Here is a 19,205-nt window from a genome sequence, read left to right on the forward strand (position 1 = left end):
GCTTAGACGAAATAGGTTATTTACGTTGAAACTCTGAGTTTTCGTGCCATTTTGGCCATTGCGCTTGTTCAGAAATATCAAAGCCTACTTTGTAAAATAATTGTAAGTCTTGCACCGCACCCGATAAATCCCACTCGTCGCGGTATCTATCACATGGCTGATGGTAACAACCGCGCAGCACTAAGCTCATACGTTTACGGTAAGCTGCTGTTTGCTCATCAGCCGCTACTGTACCACCACCGGCATACATAGCAGGCACGCCCATATTCGCAAATGCAAAATGATCTGAGCGGTAATAACCACCAGAAGATGGTTTAGGGTCGCCGGCAATTGTTCTGCCTTGCTCTTTTGCAGCTTTTGCTAAAAAGTCGTCCATTTGTGATTTACCAATACCGACAACGTTCATGTCTTTTACTTTACCTAGTAAGTTAAGACTGTCCATATTGATATTTGCAACGGTTTTATCAGCCGCAATAACAGGGTTGGCAGCGTAATATTTTGAGCCTAATAAACCTTGCTCTTCAGCTGTTACTGCTAAAAAGGTCATCGAGCGAGCAGGGTGTTTTGGTAATTTAGTAAAGGCTTCTGCAACTTCAATTAGTCCTGCAGTCCCTGTGGCATTATCGTGTGCACCGTTATAAATTTGATCGCCTTTACGAGTAGTATCTGTACCTAAGTGATCCCAGTGAGCAGAATAAATTACATGCTCATCTGCTTTTTCGCTACCTGGCAAGGTCGCAATAAAGTTATACGATACAGACTTTTTAATGGTATTTTTAACATTAACCGAAGCAGTTAAATCGCCCATATCTATGTTATACGCACCTTTGGCAGCATTGGCTTTTGCCGTTTCAAAATCAAGGCCTGCTTTAATAAATAACTCTTTAGCAACGTCAGTGGTTACCCAGCCTTCAACCGCCACGCGGTCCATGTTGTTATTTTCTTTTTGAAAACCAAACTGCTCACCACTCCACGAATTTTCAACAACCGACCATGGGTATGATGCAGGCGCTGTTTCGTGGATAATAATAGCCCCCGCAGCACCTTGACGGCTTGCCTCTTCGTATTTATAAGTCCAACGGCCGTAATAGGTCATTGCATCACCCGTAAATAGCGCAGGATCTTTTGTTGCAAAGCCCGGATCATTTACCAGCATCACGACGGTTTTACCTTTTACATCAAGGCCTTCGTAATCGTTCCAATTATATTCGGGTGCGTTAACACCGTAACCTACGAACACAAGCTCTGAATTTTCAATCCCTTCTTGCTCGCTTATACGACTGCTACCCATTACCATATCTTTTTTGTATTGATAGTCTTTACCACCAATACTGAGCACCATATCTGAATCTGCTTCTAAAGAAACAAGCGGCACTTCTTGTAAAAAACTATCCCCATTTCCAGGTTCATAACCTAAGGCGGTAAAATGTTTTGTTAGGTAATCAAGCGTTAACTTTTCACCTTCAGATGAAGGTGCGCGGCCACCAAATTCATCTGAGGCAAGCGTTTTAATGTGCTCGGCTAGTTCTTTGGCATTAATGCTGTTGTAACCATTTGTTATGTCGGCAGGGGTAATACTTGTTGTTGCACAGCCCGCTAGTATAGCGCCAGCGATCAGTGTGAGAGAGAAATGTTGTTTCATAATTGCTCTATTCTTGTTCTAAGTCTTCTTTAGTATATTAACTTCTATTAATTAGAACCAGTTTTTGCGGTAAAATGCCCGCAAATTAACGGCATAAATTGTTAAAGGTATAAATGAAGCGCTTTACTCCGCCCGAGCAATGGCAAGTTTGTAGTTTAAAAAGTGGTGCATTTAAGCACTTACGAGCACTGTTTAAGATTGACGAGCAAACGAATTGGCCAAGCCTTGACTGGTTTACCCCGTATTTAAACGCTATTAATGCTAATGATCTGCCTATTACGTTTGAAGATGATGCAAATGTAGATTTTGCTGAGCGCTATTACGAACAGGTTATTTTTGAAACGGGTGTAGTACCTACACGAAGTAAAAATTGGCACGACTTATTTGGTGGCTTTATATGGTGTTTGTTTCCTAAAACAAAAGCACTTATTAATCAGCGCCACGTAGAGGAAATTGCTAAGCATGGATTAAAAGAGCGTACCAAGCATCGTAATGCCCTTACATTGTTTGACGAGTGCGGAGTGGTGCTTGCCGTGAGTGACGCTAAGTGGAAAACACTTTTGACTGATCACCAATGGAAAACGGCGTTTATTACTCATCGAGAAGAGTGGGGCAAAACAATACACCCTTTTATGTTTGGCCACGCCAATTATGAAATGCTAACAAAACCCTATATTGGTTTAACGGGCAAAGCGTTATTTGTAAGTGTACCGAATGAAATATTTTGTAAAGATTTAGTAACTCAATATAAGTACCTAGACCAACTACTTTATGAGAAGATAAAAATAGAAGATTGCTTAGCCGACAATAAACAGCTTTCTCCTTTGCCGTTATTAGGTGTACCAGGATGGCATGACGCAAATGTAAATGAATCGTTCTACGATAATACTAACTACTTTAGAGCTAAACGAAGGACACGAAAATGATAGAAGTCGCAGGGCTTAAAAAAAAGTTTAAGTTAACCAAGGATCATAAAAAAAATAAAGTTGATGATATTGACCCGCGTGAAGATAAAGAGTTTTTTCATTCAGTAAGAGATGTTAGCTTTGGGTGTGCAAAAGGCGAAGTGTTAGGGCTATTAGGGCCTAATGGTGCAGGTAAAACCACCACCTTACGTATGCTCTCTACCGCACTTAAACCCGATGAAGGCGCAATAACAATTGACGGTAACGACATCATTAAAAAGCCATTAGTAGGGCGCAAGTCTATCGGCTTTTTATCAGGTTCAACGGGCTTGTATGGCCGCCTCACCGTTAAAGAAAATATTGAATACTTTGCAAAGCTCCATGGCATGAATAAAGCACAAGTAACAGCACGTTGTGAAGAATTATTTACTTTACTCGACATGCATAAGTTTATTGATAAACGCGCTGAAAACTTATCTACCGGTATGAAGCAAAAAGCAAACATTGCCCGTGCGGTTGTGCATCACCCTCAGGTAGTTGTTCTTGATGAACCAACTACTGGCCTTGATATCATGACCACTCAAACAGTAATTAACTTTATTAAAGGCTTAAAGGAACAAGGCACGCCTGTTATTTTTTCAACTCACCACTTAGACGAAGTCGCCCTTTTATGTGACCGTGTTGCGGTAATTAATGAAGGCCTAAGCTGTTTTGATGGCACGCTCGAAGAGTTTAAAAAGCAAGGCAATAGTGAAGAACTAAATCAAGCGTTTATGAACATACTAACGGAGAAGCACTATGTTTGAGGTTTTTAAAAAGGAATTAACAGAGCTGTTACGCGATAAAAAAACTTTATTATTTGTTGTTGCTCTACCTGTGGCTGTATTTCCCCTGCTATTTGCAGTAGTGGCTTTTATAAGCTCTCAAGCGGCATTAGATGCCGAACAAGAAGTGCATACCTACGCCATTATTAATGGTAATTATGCACCCGAATTTACCGAAAAAGTGTTTTATCATAAAAGCTTTGAACTCTACAAAGGCGATAAAACATTTAATAATATTGAAGAGTTAAAAGCAGGTGTTATAGCCGGCGACATTGATATGGGTATTTATTTGCCCGCTGATGCGAAGCAGTCTCTTGATAAATATGAACAAAGCAAATGGGAAGTGGTATTTAACGATGCTAAGTCTATCAACTTTTTGTTTCAGCGCGTAAAAGAACTTGCTAAAGAGTACAGCGACGCCTTGCAAAGCGAAAAGCTAGAGAGTTTTGGCATCGATAAAAACGCACATTTAGCGCTACTGACTCCTATCGAAGTGGTCAAAGTAGACACCGCAGACAAGCGTGAAAACTTAGGTGAAAAGCTAGGTGGCTTTTTACCTTACCTTCTGATCCCAATAGTGCTTATGGGCGCTACGTATCCAGCAATAGATTTAGGTGCTGGTGAAAAAGAGCGCGGCACATTAGAAACCTTACTGCTCACCCCCATAACGCGAACAGAGCTAGTATTAGGTAAATTTATAACGCTATTAACCACCTCAATTGCTTCTACCACTATAACAGTACTCAGTATGGGTGGGTGGATAGCCGTGGCTCTTGCATTTGCGGAATTAGAAGTAATTAAAACTGCCTTTAGCTCACTAGCGATAAGCGACTTACTTATGATTTTTGTATTGCTACTGCCTATTGCGGCAATATTTTCAGCTCTAGCGTTAGCAATCTCTATTTATGCTCGTACATTTAAAGAGGCACAAAACTACATGGCTCCTTTAAGTATGGGCGTGTTTTTCCCCATTATCGTGTCAATTATGCCTAATGTAGAGCTAACTGCTAAAACCGCATTTATCCCTGTTACCAATGTGGCACTGGCAATTAAAGAAATTGTTAAAGGCACGGTAGATTACACCCTTGTAGGTTTAATATTTTTAGCAACGGCTATTATAGCTGGGGCATTGCTCGCATTTTGTGTTAAATGGTTTAATCGTGAAGATGTGCTATTTAGGTAGTTTAAATATAAAAACGGGTGTGGTTTTTACCATACCCGTTTTATTTGTTTTTTTACATGTTAACGCTATTCACATTAGGTGTTTCAAATCTAAATTTATCTACTTTTATTAGCGGATTCATCTTAGATTAACACTTCCCTACAATAGTAATACTAAGTAATTGGTTTAGAGTATTTGTTCCATAAATGATTACAATTTTTAAGTAACTAATTATTATTACTTCTATTTTTTATCAAATATTCCTCTATAATCTAATTTAAAAAATAGTGAAGGGTGAGGCTTTAATGCTAAAAGGGAATGTAGTTATAGCAGCAAAAGGTAATAAATTATTACTAGTTGCCATTATTGTTTTTTTAGTTGTTGCATTGCCTTCTATGTATGTGTTTGAAAAAAAAACACGTGTAGAAATATTTAACAGTGCGCGTGAAGAGCTCAGTCGTGAGCTTGAAACAAAAGCGGCGTCTTTAAAAAACCACTTTAACGACAGTATTACCGCGATTCGTTTTTTAAACGCCACACCGCCTATTCAAGGTATATCTAGAGCGACCGATAACCAATTAATTGATCCGCTCTTACAAACCCCCATTGCTGTATGGCAAGACCGTCTGGCTGGTATATTTAGTGGCTTTATGCAAACCGACGATTCAATTTTGCAAGCACGCTATATTATGCTTGCTGAGAATGGGCAAGAAATAGTTCGTGTAGAGCGCATGTTAGGCGATATTATTCGGCTAGAGGGCTCACAACTGCAAAAAAAAGGCGGGCGAGAGTACGTACTTAAAGCCAGTATGCTTGATGAAAATAGCGTGTATATATCGCCGATTAATTACAACCGAGAAAACGGTGAAATACAAAAACCTTTGGTGAGTACATACCGTGTTGCAAAACCTGTTTTTGATAACTTAAAACAAGTATTTGCCATTTTAGTGACAAACTACGCTGCGGATAAATTATTTGACAGTTTAACGTTTGAACTCCCTCCTGGGGTTAATATTTATTTGCTCAATAATGAAAGTGAGTTTTTATACCACCCAAACCCAGATCTTCGCTTTGGCTTTGAGTTTAATAAAGCTACAACTTGGGCAGATCAATTTTCCTCCTCGCATAGTATGGATTCATTTGAAACACTGTTATTGGGCGATGTCCCTAAACAGTTCTTTTTAAAAAAACGGATAAGCTTAGAAGGCGATATAGCCATGTTGCCCTTAGAGCTTGCCGTAGCCATAGACTCAGAAATCCTTTTAGATAGCGTTGCTCAAAGGCGTGAAAGTTATGTAGCTTTAGTCGCGGTATTTTTTACTATATTTATCATTATTATGCTGTTATATCAGCGCTATATTAATCGCAAACTGCTCGTAAACGCTTTAACAGAGCAAAATAATAAAGTGATTGAAAATTCACTCGATGCTATTTTTACGATAGATAACGATGGAAGTATTGTTCATTACAATCAAACGGCAAATGAGGCTTTTGCAAGTAGGTTAACTGATGAACACATTCACTTTACTGATCTTTTTAGCCTAGCAGATGAAGATAAAGATTGCATAGCCCAAGCCATAGAGCACGGCTCAAAAATGCCCTTTGAAGCGATATATACAGGGGAAGATGGGAATAAAGAATACTATTCAATTACGCTCACTAGTGTATTTGATGTATTTACTAAGCGTTATCAAGTAGCTGCTATTTCGCGTAATATCAGCTCTTTAAAGCATACCCAAGCACAATTACAGGGTTTAAATAATACATTAGAGTTAAAAGTATCACAGCGAACGGTTGAGCTAGAGCGAGCGATTGACCAAGCATTAGCCGCAAGCCAAGCCAAAAGTGACTTTGTAGCCAATATTTCTCATGAAATACGTACCCCAATGAACGGTGTGTTGGGCATGCTTGAAATGCTTAAAGAAGATAGCCTCACTGAGCAGCAGCAACACTATTTAAAATTAGCTAATAACAGTGCGCACTCGTTAATGAATTTAATTAACGAAATTTTAGATTTTTCTAAAATTGAAGCAGGTAAGTTAGATATTGATAATCACTCGTTTGATGTGATCTCAGTGTGCAGCGATATGATTAACTCCATTGCACTGCAAGGCCAGCGCAAAGGGCTTGAGGTGTTTTTAAATACTCAAAACGTGGTTGATAGAATGGTTATTGGCGATAGCCATCGTCTAAAACAGATTTTGATTAATTTAATCAATAATGCATTTAAATTTACACACAAAGGCGAAGTGAGCTTAACCTTAAACTCGAAATACATCACCGATAGTAAAATTTTAATGAGTTTTACTATTAAGGACACCGGGATAGGTATTGCTCCTGAAAATATCGATAAACTGTTTGATGTATTTACTCAAGAAGATTCAAGCACAACACGCCATTTTGGCGGCACGGGCTTAGGGTTATCTATATGTAAAAAACTGGCACAATTAATGGGCGGCAACATCACCGTGACGAGTGAAAAGGGCGTCGGCAGTACCTTTGTGGCTACGGTAGAGTTGCATGTAGCGCAGCAGAAAAAATTAAATACCGGCATTGAACTTTCACAGCAGGTCAATGTGGCGGCGCTTATTTCGCGCGATAACGTATTTAAAAATGTATGCGGATTATTAACTCAGACCTGTAAAATTCAGCCAAGCCATATTACAAGGCTCGACTACTTTAGTGAACACAACGAATTTGACGCCGATTTATTAATTATTGATGACGAACATCCACAGGTGAATGCGCTAATAAGCTACTGCGAAAAAGCCGATAAAAAATATGTGCTTATATTGCGAGACATGGTAGTTAATAAGCAATCTAAAAAGGTGTTTCCTGAGCATAGCCACATTTTGCACAAACCACTTACGCAAGATCAATTTACCTATAAGCTAGGCAGTATTTTTGGCGCTAATAATGAGTTTGTTTTAACCGCGCCTAAACAAGCAAACGACATAGAGCCAGAGCCTGAGTTATCGAAGTATCATGTATTATTGGTTGACGACAACATGATTAACATTGAGGTAGCAAAAGCAATTTTAAAGCGCACGGGTATAAAAATTACTTGCGCAAATGATGGCTTAGAAGCGATCTCTGCGCTTAAATTTAATCAAGAGCAACCGTTTGACTTAATTTTAATGGATTGCCAAATGCCAAACTTAGATGGCTATGATGCGACTAGCGAAATAAGAAATGCAAAAGCGGGAATTGAGTACATTAGTATCCCCATTATTGCTATGACCGCAAGCGCAATGGAAGGTGATAGAGAGCGTTGTATTACGGCCGGCATGAATGATTATATTACTAAGCCAATTAAACCTAAAACGCTCAAAAATAGGCTGTTAACGTGGTTAAATTAAGCAGAGTAAGTCAGCAGTTATGCTGCTGACTTATCAGGCTTAGTTTCATCTTGAATAGGTTTAACTAAACTCGTAACATCAGCGGTATCTAGCACTTTTTGTGTGTCTGACCAATGTAGAAGCTCTATTTTACCGCTTGGCTGCTCTACTAACGCGGTACAGCTTTCTATCCAATCACCATCATTACAATAAATTATACCATCAACCACTTTAATTTTAGGGTGATGGATATGCCCGCAAATAATACCGTCGACTTGTTGTTTTTTTGCCTCATGAATCGCGGCATCTTCAAAAGCGGCAATGGCTTCTCGGGCTTTATGTACGCGTGCTTTTATCCACGACGCAAGCGAAAAGTAATTAGCGCCACACACCTTACGAACTCGGTTAGTCCAGCGATTTAAAAACAGTAGTAAATCGTAGCCAGCATCGCCTGCAATACTAATGAGCTTGTTATAGCGCGTTGCCGAGTCAAAATCATCACCGTGTAGTAATAAAAACCGTTTATTGGCTTTGGTGGTATGGATAAACTGCTGGTGGACCTCTACACCAAATAGGGTTTGATCAATGTAGTGGCGAAATGTCTCGTCGTGGTTACCAGGTATATATATTACACGTGTACCCTTTGAGGCTTTTTGTTGAATGCAGCTAAGAACTTGATAGTGCGATGAATGCCAATAAAAATGGCGTTTCATCGACCATAAATCAACAATATCACCTACCAAATAAAGCGTATCGCATTCAATAGAGTTTAAAAAGTCTAATAAATAGTCAGCTCTACAGTCTTTATACCCTAAATGTACATCTGATATCCAAACCGCTGGATAGTGTTGTATTTTACGCTCTTGATTATTAGTCATGCCCGTTACCCATAGTGTAATAATTAAACACTGTAGATAAACCTAATGACACTTAAAAGACACTTTAGCGAAGCCTGAATGACAATTTATAAATCGGCTAAATTTAGCAAAGGTAAGTAGTAGTTAAATGACTATAGAGTCTATTTATTTAGTTCACATAAAAAAGGCCGCATGGTAAATGCGGCCTTATAATTTTTTAAGCGCGGCGTATTAGCCCTTTACAGACGCTTTAATTGTTTCAATTGCGGTGTCTAAATCAACCATTAACTTTTCACCTGTACGGCGATTTTTAAGCTCAACTTTGTTTTCATCAAGGTTACGCTCACCAATCACCAAAGTATAAGGCACACCCATTAATTCCATGTCGTTAAACATCACACCAGGGCGTTCTTTACGATCGTCAAATAAAACATCTAAGCCTGCATCTTTTAAACCCTGATATAAATTATTAGCAATATCAGGAATACGATGCGACTTATGCATATTCATCGGCACTATAGCTAAGTCGAATGGGGCAATAGATTGTGGCCAAATAATACCGTAGTTATCATTATTTTGCTCAATGGCCGCCGCTACAATGCGCGACACACCAATACCGTAACAGCCCATAGTCATTACTTGGTTTTTACCCGACTCGCTTAGAACGCCTGCTTTCATGGCTTCTGAGTACTTAGTACCCAGTTGGAAGATGTGACCAACTTCGATACCGCGTTTAATTTGTAACGTACCTTGTCCACACGGGCTAGGATCGCCTTCAACAATGTTACGAATATCTGCAACTTGATACTCTTTAACATCACGATCCCAGTTAATTCCGCTAAAGTGCTCGTCATCTTTATTAGCACCAGCCACAAAATCAGCCATTACATTTGCTGTTCTGTCTACAATAATTGGCATTGTTAGACCAACTGGGCCAAGTGAGCCTGGTTTTGCACCAATAGCGGCAACTATGTCTGCCTCTGTGGCCATTTCTAGTGGTGAGTCGACAAGTGGGTGTTTTTCGGCTTTTAATTCGTTTAACTCGTGATCGCCACGCAGTACCAGCGCAACTAAACCACGTTGTTCGTTTTCATCAGGGCTACCGTACACAATTAATGTTTTAACACCGCGGTGTGGTTTTACGCCGTAGTGTTTTTTAAGTTCACTAATTGTTTTAGCTTCAGGTGTAGGGAACGCTTTAAGCTCTTTAGCTGGCTCAGGGCGGCTCTCAGTGGGTGCTAATGCTTCTGCTTTTTCGATATTTGCTGCGTAATCGCTTGCATCACTAAAGGCAATTGCGTCTTCGCCTGATTCTGCTAGTACATGAAACTCATGCGATAGGCTACCACCAATAGAGCCTGTATCAGCAAGTACTGGGCGGTATTCTAAATTTAAGCGTTCAAAAATATTACAATACGCTTTATGCATTGTTTTGTAAGTTGCATCTAAACACGCTTCACTTAAATGAAATGAGTACGCATCTTTCATGGTAAATTCGCGAGCACGCATTACGCCAAAACGTGGGCGTCTTTCATCACGCACTTTAGTTTGTACTTGGTACAAAGTAATAGGGAGTTGTTTGTAGCTGCTGATCTCTTTGCGTACAAAATCTGTAATCACTTCTTCATGGGTCGGTCCAAGTGCAAACTCTCGGTTATGACGGTCATTAAAACGTACTAACTCAGGACCAAATTGCTCCCAACGTCCTGACTCTTGCCATAAATCGGCAGGTTGGATCACCGGCATTAGCATTTCAATGGCGCCAGCTTTATCCATTTCTTCACGAACAATATTTTCTACTTTACGAAGCACGCGTAAACCAGAGGGTAACCATGTATATAAACCCGAAGCGACGCGACGGATCATACCGGCTCTAAGCATTAATTGATGCGAAACAATTTCAGCATCTGATGGCGTTTCTTTAAGTGTTGCGAGTATATATTGACTGGTACGCATGATTTTTCCGAAATTAAGTAATATGTTCTTTTTAATAGGGCGCTAAGTTTACCAGCGCTTGCTTTTACACTAAAGCGCTAACTGCACTTTTTAGCTATTTTCTATATGTGTTACTAAGTTATGTTCGCCGTTAACCTGCCAGCGTATATTAAAATCATACAAAGTCATGCCATAGCTTTGCTCGCCTTGTTTTTGTTTTTTATAAGCAGGGCGTGGGTTTTGTTTTAATACATTAGCGATAAAGTCTTTTAGCTCAGGGTAGTGGGTTTGCTTGGCAATAAACTCTGTGACTTCAGAGCAAAACTCAACGCTCATTTGTGTTTCAGGTCGGGTATCGGCAAAGCCCGCACTGGCGTCGTGCATTGCATCTGAGTAGGGCAAATAAGGTTTGATATCAACAATCGGTGTGCCATCGAGCAAATCAATGCCCGCCAAGAGTAAACTCAATTGGCCGTTTTTATACTCCACGCCTTCAAGCTTTACAGCACTCATACCTAGAGCATTAGGCCTAAATGTAGCGCGGGTTGCAAAAACACCTTTACGTTCGTTTCCTCCTAAACGTGGTGGGCGTACCATAGCGGAGTAGCCTTTGTCGGCTGTTTCATGAAACCTAAACAATAACCAAATATGGCTAAATTCTTCAATACCTCGCACAAATTCTTCACGATTAAATTCAGCTGTAAAAATAAGCTTGGCCTTAGCCTGCGGCACTAATCGGGGCTGTCTCGGGATAGCAAATTTTTGTTTATAAGGGGATTGAATGTGGCCAATAGCCGAAATACTATAATCGCTCATAATGCTTAGATACTTAAAAAATAGTGGGGTATTCTACCTCTATTTAATATTTATAGCAGTATAGTTAGCATGTTATATTTAGACTGGTCGGTTTAATATAAGCTTTGCAGCAGTTATCTTTAAGTTTAAACATAGTCAAGTGCAGGAAGCAAAAAGGTGAGCGCACGGCTCACCTTTAAGTTTGATTTAATTTATTTTATTAAAACATGTATTGAATTGATACTGATGCTACATCCATATCTGGGTCAATTTCGTCGTCTAATTCGTAACGCTCATACTCTAAACGCATTTGAACATTGTCAGAAAACGCGTATTGAATACCTGCACCGTAAAATACATCACCGCCGTCTTGTGATGCAGAAATACTGCCTACAGGAAGCTCTTGCTCAATGTCTGCATCCCATTCAAACCAACCCCCTTTAGCGTACACAGAGAAGCTTTCAGAAAGCGGGGCCGCTAAAGTCGCTGCTAAAGATACACCATCAACTTCTGCTTTGCTGTCGATGTCACTCACTTCATCAAAGTTTTGATAAGCTAATTCAAGGCCAAAATGTTCATTAAACTGGGTACCAATGTAACCCTTGAGCATTTGTGCATCGTCATCGAATTCAGTGTCGTTTTCGCTATCCTCAAACTCAAATGAGTATTGGCCGTAACCAACACCGGTATAAATGCGTGGAGAATCAAAATCCGTAATATCAGCGTGTGCTGCAGAGTTAAAACCCAGTGTTGCTAAAGCAATTGCAGAAAGAGAAAGTGTTTTAATCATTGTATAGCTCCTTTAAAAAAATAATATATGTTTGATTTAATTCATCAAACGACAATTAAATGTTTGCAGTGAGCATGCCAAGAATAAAGATTGGTTTTAAAATAGCCATAAAAACAGTATTTTAAACGTTTTTACAGCTATTTTGTATTTTTAATAAGCAGATTGAACTTTTTAAGTTTTCTGTTTTCTAAGTTAAGGCTTGTACCTTTTACATGATCTCTGTGAATTTTACACAGTACATTAAACTTTATGCAGTAGGTTTTCTGTCTCTATCGCAATTTGTTTCATTTTAATTGCGTAGTTTTCTAATTTTATATCTTCTTCTGTTTGCGCTTTAAAACTGGGAACCTCGACCGGGTACCCAGTTTCGTCCATTGCTACAAAGCTAATAACACAGTGATTTGTTTCAACCATGTTTTGCGTTTTAGGATCGCCACAGCGTACCTGAATAAATATTTGCATACTGGTTGACCCTGTATGTGCAATTTTAGCTTCGACTTCTACAATTTGGCCTACAAGAATAGGGCGCCTAAATTTGACCCCAGCTACAGAAACAGTCACACAGTAATGGCCACTCCAACCGGCAGCGCAGGCATAGCCTGCTTGGTCAATCCACTTCATGACCACACCACCATGCACCTTCCCTCCAAAATTAACATCGGTGGGTTCTGCTAAAAAGCGAAATACAACATTTGACGACGGCATACTAATTACTCTCTTTATGAAACTTATTATGAGCATACCGCAAAAAAGGGGCCGAAGCCCCTGCAATTTAGGATAAGATTGTAATTTATATATAAAAGGTGGTTTTTTTATGCACCTTTATGCATAAAATAGTTACATGTTAGGGTAGTTTGGACCGCCAGCCCCCTCGGGGGTAACCCAGGTAATATTTTGACTGGGATCTTTTATGTCACAGGTTTTACAATGCACACAGTTTTGCGCATTGATCACAAACTGATTTTCACCTTCAATTTCTTGCACTTCGTACACACCAGCAGGGCAATAACGCTGTGCGGGTTCGTTAAACTTAACTAAATTAACGCTAATAGGAATGGCGCTATCTTTAAGTTTTAAATGACAAGGCTGTGATTCTTCATGATTAGTATTAGATAAAAAGACGCTCGAGAGTTTATCAAAGCTAAGCTTCCCATCAGGTTTTGGATAGTCAATGTCAGCGCTGTTAGCTGCATCTTTTAGCGTATCGTAATCGGGTGTATTGTCTTTAAAGGTAAAAGGCAGTGCCCCATTGAAGATGTTTTGATCAAGGGTATTGTACGCACCCCCAGCAAACTTACCTAAAGTATGCATGGCAGGGCCAAAGTTACGCGATTTGTAAAGTTCTTTATAAGCCCAAGAATTTTCAAAAGCGTTTTTGTAATCTACTAAATCAGTATTAGCTTGGCCATTTTGGAGCGCTTTAAAAATAACTTCTGCCGCAACCATGCCCGATTTCATGGCGGTATGGTTACCTTTAATTTTGGCAAAATTAAGTGTACCGGCATCGCAACCTATTAATAGACCACCCGCAAAATGCATTTTTGGCAGCGAGTGAAGGCCGCCTTTTGCAATAGCACGGGCACCGTAAGCAATGCGCTCGCCCCCTTCAAGGGTTTGCTTGAAAACAGGGTGGTGTTTCATTCGCTGAAACTCATCAAACGGACTTAAATGCGGGTTAGAATAATTTAAATCAACAATTAACCCGACAACCACTTGATTGTTATCGCAGTGATACATGAAAGAGCCGCCATTGGTATCGCCACTGAGCGGCCAACCAGTACCGTGTACTACTTTACCTTGCTCATGTTTACTTTCGTCTATTTGCCAAATTTCTTTAAAGCCTATGCCGTAGTGCTGAGGTGAAACATCTTTATCAAGCGCAAACTCGTTAATAAGTTGTTTGCCTAAATGGCCCCGACAACCCTCAGCAAATACAGTGTATTTAGCACGCAGCTCCATACCGGGCATATAGCCATCTTTTTCATTGCCGTCTTTATCAACACCCATATCGCCGGTTATAATTCCTTTAACGGTATTTTCTTCAATGATCAGCGAGTGCGCGCTAAAGCCTGGGAATATTTCAACACCTAAATTTTCAGCTTGCTCTGCAAGCCATCTACACACATTACCCATAGATACAATATAGTTGCCTTCATTATGAAATGTTTTAGGGGTTGCAAAGCGAGGGAGGCTAGTGGCTTTTTCGCTATTATTAAACCAGTAAATATCATCATGTGTTACCTGTGTAGTGACAGGAGCCCCCAGTTCTTGCCAATTAGGCAAAAGTTCATCTAAGGCTTTGGTTTCAAATACGGCACCAGAGAGAATATGTGCACCAACTTCGGAGCCTTTCTCTACCACACAAATCGTTTGTTCTTGTTGTTCTTGTTGTTCTTCTTGTGCTAGTTGTGCGAGCTTGATGGCACTAGCAAGGCCAGCTGGGCCCGCGCCTACAATAACTACATCAAATTCCATGGTTTCACGTTCGACCATAATAACCTCTTTTTTCAATGACGGGCTTAGCTAAATTAGATAAGCAATGCAGCCTTTTTAATACTTGCACATTAAATGTTACAGGCTGTGAATACTTTAAGGTTATTTTAGGTTGACGTTTACGTCAACAGGAAGTAGTCTGAATTCATAAAAATAAATAGGTTGACGTACACGTTAGCTTGTAGGTTTAAATTTAGATGGAGTTCCTATGAAAGTTCTCGTTCCAATAAAAAGAGTGATCGATTACAACGTTAAAGCACGCGTAAAGGCTGATAACAGTGACGTTGACTTAGCTAATGTGAAAATGGCAATGAATCCATTTTGTGAAATAGCAATAGAAGAAGCGATTCGATTAAAAGAAGCGGGTACAGCAACCGAGGTTATCGCAGTAACAATTGGAGCGAAAGCAGCGCAAGAGCAGTTACGCACAGCGCTTGCTCTCGGTGCAGATAAAGCAATTCACATCGAAACTGATGAAAAACTAGAATCGCTGCACATTGCTAAATTATTAGCTAAGTTGGTTGAACAAGAAGCCCCTGAACTGGTTATTTTAGGCAAGCAATCTATTGACTCCGACAACAACCAAACAGGCCAAATGCTAGCGGCTTTAACCAAGCGCGGCCAAGGTACATTTGCCTCTAAAGTGGATATAAACGGCAATACAGTTAATGTAACCCGTGAAGTAGATGGTGGCCTACAAACTGTTGCACTTAAATTACCTGCTATTGTAACTACCGATTTACGCTTAAACGAACCACGCTATGCATCGCTACCTAATATAATGAAAGCAAAGCGCAAACCACTTGATGTAATAGCAGCAGAGTCGTTAGGTGTAGATTTAGCACCACGCGTACAGTTAGTAAAAGTAGAAGAGCCTGCTAAGCGCAGTGGCGGCATTATTGTTGAAGATGTAGCTCAGCTTGTAGAAAAACTTAAAACAGAGGCAAAGGTGATTTAAATGAAAACACTTGTAATTGCAGAGCACGATAACGGTGCACTAAAACCAGAAACCTCAAAAACAATTAATGCAGCAACTAAATTAGGTTTTGATATAGATGTATTAGTAGCAGGTTTAAACATAGAAGCATTGAGCGCACAGGTTGCTTCTATTGAGGGCGTTTCGAGTGTACTGAGTGCTGATAGCCCCCTTTACCAGCATCAGTTAGCTGAAAACATGGCGGAGCTCGTTCTTAGTATTGCCGATGATTATTCGCATATTGTTGCAAGCGCAACCACCACAGGTAAAAACTTTATGCCGCGCGTTGCAGCTCTTTTAGATGTAGCGCAAGTGAGTGAAATAATAGATGTAATAGATAGTGATACATTTAAACGACCTATTTACGCCGGTAATGCAGTCGCTACGGTAAAATCACTTGATAGTAAAAAAGTAATTACTGTTCGTGCAAGTAGTTTTGATTTACAAAGTGAGCAGTCAGCGGTCAGTGTTAGTGCATTAGATACGCTCACAGATGCACAGTTGAGTGACTTTGTAAATAATGAGCAAACTGAATCTGAGCGCCCTGAGCTAACTGCAGCAGAAGTGGTTATTTCTGGTGGTCGTGGTATGCAAAACGGTGAAAATTTCGCATTATTAAACGGTATTGCTGACAAGCTGGGCGCTGCGATTGGTGCGTCTCGTGCTGCCGTTGATGCAGGCTTTGTACCTAACGACATGCAAGTAGGGCAAACCGGTAAAATAGTGGCCCCTAATCTATATATTGCCGTGGGCATAAGTGGTGCTATTCAGCATTTAGCAGGTATGAAAGACTCAAAAGTTATTGTAGCGATCAATAAAGACCCAGACGCACCTATATTTCAGGTGGCAGATTACGGCTTGGTGGCTGATTTATTTGAGGTATTACCGCAGCTTGAAAGCGCGCTATAAACATATTCTGGTTGTAAAGCCGCGGTGAACTTAGGTTTCTGCGGCTTTTTTATTCAGCCTCAACTAAAGAATAATGATGTGCTGACAAAGTATTTAAAACACGCTTGTCTTTTAATAAATTGAGCAACAATTCAGTTTGTTTTACAGAGCGGCTCGATTGGCTATTTACCAGTAAAATAAGAGGGCGAACAAACATATATTCACCATTTTTAATAGTTTCATCTGAAACGTGAACACCATCGATACCAAGTAAATTTATTTTATTTATTTTTTTAGAGCCAAGCAGCTGCGAGACAGCACCGTAAGAGTCAAAAGCAATGGCATTGGGCATGCGTTGTACTATGCCAAGGGCTTGATTAAATTCGTCATACATTTGTACTTCCATTTTAGGAAATAACCCTCGGTTACCTGCAGATTTTAGCTTAATGGTATTACCATTAGGAACACGCATAAAAGTCAGGTTTAAAAACTCTAATAAAATATCAAATGTGCCATGGTTATAGGCCTTACTAAACAGAAGAATTTTATTATCTCTTTGTGTCTCTGGTTTATAATTTGGGTTAACCTCTTGCCATGTTTTATATTTGCCCGAATAAATGTCGCTGAGTTGCTCTACGCTTAGCGAATCAATGTTATTTTTTTTGTTAGTAAAAAACACTAGCGCGTCTTGCGCAATAACAATTTGGCGAATGTGAGGGTATTGCTCTTGCTCTGTATTGGTTAAATAACGCGAAGAGGTGCCTATATCTATAATGTTTTGTGCTATGGCTTTAATACCTTTAGTGCTACCCATAGAGCGGATTTGCATAGCCGTATTTGTTTGCTTTTCATAGTTTGGCTTTAAAATATGTAAAAGGTGTGAGACAGATGAAGAACCACCTATAAGTAAAGGCTTGTGATCGGGGGTAATATTAGAAACGGATGTTGCTATGTTAGAGGATGAAAGCAGTACGGTGGCTGCCAAAATAAGGTTTTTTATCATGCTGTTAGCCTAATAACGAATGTGTTATGAAAACTATAGCTGAAAATTTATAAATCTCTAATTTATAAACAAAACGTTTAATGCAATCAGTAAAGTCCAACAGGCATTAAAAAGCCAGCAACTAAGCTGGCTTTTAATATCAACTAGGATGATTAGTACGTTGCGCTACCTTTAGTACGAGGGAAGGCAATCACATCACGTACGTTGCCCATACCTGTAACATAAGCAACTAGGCGTTCAAAACCTAAACCAAAGCCAGAGTGTGGTACGCTACCGTATTTACGTAAATCGCGGTACCAGCTGTAATCTTCTTTGTTTAAGCCCATCTCATCTAAACGTGCGTCAAGCACATCAAGGCGCTCTTCACGCTGTGAACCACCAATAATTTCACCAATGCCTGGTGCTACAACGTCCATAGCGGCAACGGTTTTACCGTCTTCGTTTTGGCGCATGTAAAACGCTTTAATATCGCGCGGGTAGTTTTTAATAACAACCGGTGCTTTAAAGTGCTCTTCTGCTAAGTAGCGCTCGTGCTCAGACTGTAAATCTACACCCCATTCAACGGCATACTCAAACTTTTTACCACATGATTTAAGTATTTCTACGGCGTCAGTGTAATCAACTTGGGCGAAGTCTTTTTCTACAAACTCTTCTAAACGGCTAATGGCTGTTTTTTCGACACGCTGTGCAAAAAATTCCATATCATCACGGCGCTCTTCAAGTACCGCTTTAAATACATACTTAAGCATGTTTTCAGCAAGTTTTGCAATATCTTCTAAATCAGCAAATGCTACTTCAGGTTCAACCATCCAGAACTCGGCTAAGTGACGAGATGTATTTGAGTTTTCTGCACGGAATGTTGGGCCAAAGGTGTAAATTTTTGACATAGCCGATGCGTATGTTTCGCCATTTAACTGGCCAGATACCGTTAAAAACGCTTCTTTACCAAAAAAGTCTTCGCTGTAATCAACGTCGCCTTTGTCAGTGCGTGGTAAGTTTTGCATATCAAGTGTTGATACGCGGAACATTTCACCTGCGCCTTCACAGTCACTGGCTGTGATAATTGGCGTGCTGATCCAGTAAAAGCCTTGCTCATGGTAAAAACGGTGAATAGCTTGTGCTAAACAGTTACGTACACGTGTTACCGCACCAATCATGTTAGTGCGCGGGCGAAGGTGAGCGTGCTCACGTAAATACTCAATGCTGTGGCGTTTAGCCGACATAGGGTATGAGTCAGGGTTTTCAACCCAGCCTAATACAGTCACTGAGTTAGCCTGTATTTCAAAAGACTGACCTTTACCAGCAGATTGCACTAACACACCAGTAACCGATACAGAACAACCGGCCGTTAAGCTAGTAACTTCATCATAATTATTTAGTGAATTAGGAACTACCGCTTGAATAGGATCAAAACACGAACCGTCATGAACGGCTAAAAATGATATTCCTGCTTTTGAATCGCGGCGTGTACGGATCCAGCCTTTTACTGTTACTTGGCTGTCTACCGCAACATTGCCTTTTAATAGCTCTGAAATCGCTAAATGGCTCATTTTCACTCCAATGATATAAGTTGCCTAACTGTATAATATTAACTGAA

15 protein-coding genes are annotated in these 19,205 nt (G+C 40.0%); 6 read left to right on the forward strand and 9 right to left on the reverse strand.

The genetic code is table 11. The features are described from left to right. Positions 1–16: 16 nt before the first annotated feature. Positions 17–1,642 carry a M28 family peptidase gene (locus AABI99_RS01300; RefSeq protein WP_338362779.1) on the reverse strand — a complete coding sequence of 542 codons (1,626 nt, stop codon included), beginning with the start codon at positions 1,640–1,642 and terminating at the stop codon, positions 17–19. A 113-nt stretch (positions 1,643–1,755) separates the two neighbouring features. On the opposite strand from AABI99_RS01300, the gene AABI99_RS01305 reads away from it, so the two are divergent. From AABI99_RS01305 to AABI99_RS01320, 4 genes are all read left to right on the forward strand, one after another. Beyond that, on the forward strand, positions 1,756–2,568 hold the full coding sequence (locus AABI99_RS01305; RefSeq protein WP_338362780.1) for a DUF3025 domain-containing protein: 813 nt from the start codon (positions 1,756–1,758) through the stop codon (positions 2,566–2,568). Beyond that, positions 2,565–3,353 (forward strand): ATP-binding cassette domain-containing protein, encoded by a 789-nt coding sequence (locus tag AABI99_RS01310; RefSeq protein ID WP_338362781.1) that lies wholly within the window; start codon positions 2,565–2,567, stop codon positions 3,351–3,353. The genes AABI99_RS01305 and AABI99_RS01310 overlap by 4 nt, the downstream gene beginning before the upstream one ends. Then, positions 3,346–4,554: an ABC transporter permease gene (locus AABI99_RS01315; RefSeq protein ID WP_338362782.1), complete on the forward strand. Its 1,209-nt coding sequence runs from the start codon at positions 3,346–3,348 to the stop codon at positions 4,552–4,554. Before AABI99_RS01310 ends, AABI99_RS01315 begins: the two co-directional genes overlap by 8 nt. A gap of 284 nt (positions 4,555–4,838) precedes the next feature. Then, a complete protein-coding gene (locus tag AABI99_RS01320; RefSeq protein WP_338362783.1) occupies positions 4,839–7,892 on the forward strand; it encodes an ATP-binding protein in 3,054 nt (1,017 codons plus the stop codon). A gap of 17 nt (positions 7,893–7,909) precedes the next feature. Here AABI99_RS01320 and AABI99_RS01325 read toward each other — a convergent pair whose 3' ends face one another. From AABI99_RS01325 to AABI99_RS01350, 6 genes are all read right to left on the reverse strand, one after another. Next, the gene (locus AABI99_RS01325) at positions 7,910–8,749 is read right to left on the reverse strand and encodes a UDP-2,3-diacylglucosamine diphosphatase (protein WP_338362785.1); all 840 of its coding nucleotides are present in this window, start codon (positions 8,747–8,749) and stop codon (positions 7,910–7,912) included. Positions 8,750–8,959: 210 nt separating this feature from the next. Further along, positions 8,960–10,684 carry a proline--tRNA ligase gene (locus tag AABI99_RS01330; protein ID WP_338362787.1) on the reverse strand — a complete coding sequence of 575 codons (1,725 nt, stop codon included), beginning with the start codon at positions 10,682–10,684 and terminating at the stop codon, positions 8,960–8,962. Between the two features lie 90 nt (positions 10,685–10,774). Continuing rightward, a complete protein-coding gene (gene tsaA / locus AABI99_RS01335; protein ID WP_338362788.1) occupies positions 10,775–11,479 on the reverse strand; it encodes a tRNA (N6-threonylcarbamoyladenosine(37)-N6)-methyltransferase TrmO in 705 nt (234 codons plus the stop codon). 199 nt (positions 11,480–11,678) lie between these two features. Further along, the gene (locus AABI99_RS01340; protein WP_338362789.1) at positions 11,679–12,248 is read right to left on the reverse strand and encodes an outer membrane beta-barrel protein; all 570 of its coding nucleotides are present in this window, start codon (positions 12,246–12,248) and stop codon (positions 11,679–11,681) included. Between the two features lie 240 nt (positions 12,249–12,488). Then, positions 12,489–12,953 carry an acyl-CoA thioesterase gene (locus tag AABI99_RS01345; protein WP_338362791.1) on the reverse strand — a complete coding sequence of 155 codons (465 nt, stop codon included), beginning with the start codon at positions 12,951–12,953 and terminating at the stop codon, positions 12,489–12,491. Between the two features lie 132 nt (positions 12,954–13,085). Next, positions 13,086–14,741: an electron transfer flavoprotein-ubiquinone oxidoreductase gene (locus tag AABI99_RS01350; protein ID WP_338362793.1), complete on the reverse strand. Its 1,656-nt coding sequence runs from the start codon at positions 14,739–14,741 to the stop codon at positions 13,086–13,088. A gap of 208 nt (positions 14,742–14,949) precedes the next feature. On the opposite strand from AABI99_RS01350, the gene AABI99_RS01355 reads away from it, so the two are divergent. Beyond that, positions 14,950–15,699, forward strand: coding sequence for an electron transfer flavoprotein subunit beta/FixA family protein (locus AABI99_RS01355; RefSeq protein WP_338362794.1), 750 nt, complete (start codon positions 14,950–14,952; stop codon positions 15,697–15,699). Beyond that, the gene (locus tag AABI99_RS01360; protein ID WP_338362796.1) at positions 15,700–16,626 is read left to right on the forward strand and encodes an FAD-binding protein; all 927 of its coding nucleotides are present in this window, start codon (positions 15,700–15,702) and stop codon (positions 16,624–16,626) included. 49 nt (positions 16,627–16,675) lie between these two features. Here AABI99_RS01360 and AABI99_RS01365 read toward each other — a convergent pair whose 3' ends face one another. Together AABI99_RS01365 and asnS are read right to left on the reverse strand one after the other, a co-directional pair. After that, positions 16,676–17,608, reverse strand: coding sequence for a substrate-binding domain-containing protein (locus AABI99_RS01365; RefSeq protein ID WP_338362797.1), 933 nt, complete (start codon positions 17,606–17,608; stop codon positions 16,676–16,678). Positions 17,609–17,760: 152 nt separating this feature from the next. Next, positions 17,761–19,158 carry an asparagine--tRNA ligase gene (asnS, locus tag AABI99_RS01370; RefSeq protein ID WP_338362799.1) on the reverse strand — a complete coding sequence of 466 codons (1,398 nt, stop codon included), beginning with the start codon at positions 19,156–19,158 and terminating at the stop codon, positions 17,761–17,763. Between the last annotated feature and the right edge of the window lie 47 nt (positions 19,159–19,205).

Source organism: uncultured Pseudoalteromonas sp. (assembly GCF_963922945.1).
GTDB lineage: Bacteria > Pseudomonadota > Gammaproteobacteria > Enterobacterales > Alteromonadaceae > Pseudoalteromonas.

What these genes read in the sequence shown, in the direction of transcription:
- AABI99_RS01300 (WP_338362779.1), bottom strand. Translation starts at nt 1,642, where the DNA reads ATGAAACAACATTTCTCTCTCACACTGATCGCTGGCGCTATACTAGCG.
- AABI99_RS01305 (WP_338362780.1), top strand. Translation starts at nt 1,756, where the DNA reads ATGAAGCGCTTTACTCCGCCCGAGCAATGGCAAGTTTGTAGTTTAAAA.
- AABI99_RS01310 (WP_338362781.1), top strand. Translation starts at nt 2,565, where the DNA reads ATGATAGAAGTCGCAGGGCTTAAAAAAAAGTTTAAGTTAACCAAGGAT.
- AABI99_RS01315 (WP_338362782.1), top strand. Translation starts at nt 3,346, where the DNA reads ATGTTTGAGGTTTTTAAAAAGGAATTAACAGAGCTGTTACGCGATAAA.
- AABI99_RS01320 (WP_338362783.1), top strand. Translation starts at nt 4,839, where the DNA reads ATGCTAAAAGGGAATGTAGTTATAGCAGCAAAAGGTAATAAATTATTA.
- AABI99_RS01325 (WP_338362785.1), bottom strand. Translation starts at nt 8,749, where the DNA reads ATGACTAATAATCAAGAGCGTAAAATACAACACTATCCAGCGGTTTGG.
- AABI99_RS01330 (WP_338362787.1), bottom strand. Translation starts at nt 10,684, where the DNA reads ATGCGTACCAGTCAATATATACTCGCAACACTTAAAGAAACGCCATCA.
- tsaA (WP_338362788.1), bottom strand. Translation starts at nt 11,479, where the DNA reads ATGAGCGATTATAGTATTTCGGCTATTGGCCACATTCAATCCCCTTAT.
- AABI99_RS01340 (WP_338362789.1), bottom strand. Translation starts at nt 12,248, where the DNA reads ATGATTAAAACACTTTCTCTTTCTGCAATTGCTTTAGCAACACTGGGT.
- AABI99_RS01345 (WP_338362791.1), bottom strand. Translation starts at nt 12,953, where the DNA reads ATGCCGTCGTCAAATGTTGTATTTCGCTTTTTAGCAGAACCCACCGAT.
- AABI99_RS01350 (WP_338362793.1), bottom strand. Translation starts at nt 14,741, where the DNA reads ATGGTCGAACGTGAAACCATGGAATTTGATGTAGTTATTGTAGGCGCG.
- AABI99_RS01355 (WP_338362794.1), top strand. Translation starts at nt 14,950, where the DNA reads ATGAAAGTTCTCGTTCCAATAAAAAGAGTGATCGATTACAACGTTAAA.
- AABI99_RS01360 (WP_338362796.1), top strand. Translation starts at nt 15,700, where the DNA reads ATGAAAACACTTGTAATTGCAGAGCACGATAACGGTGCACTAAAACCA.
- AABI99_RS01365 (WP_338362797.1), bottom strand. Translation starts at nt 17,608, where the DNA reads ATGATAAAAAACCTTATTTTGGCAGCCACCGTACTGCTTTCATCCTCT.
- asnS (WP_338362799.1), bottom strand. Translation starts at nt 19,158, where the DNA reads ATGAGCCATTTAGCGATTTCAGAGCTATTAAAAGGCAATGTTGCGGTA.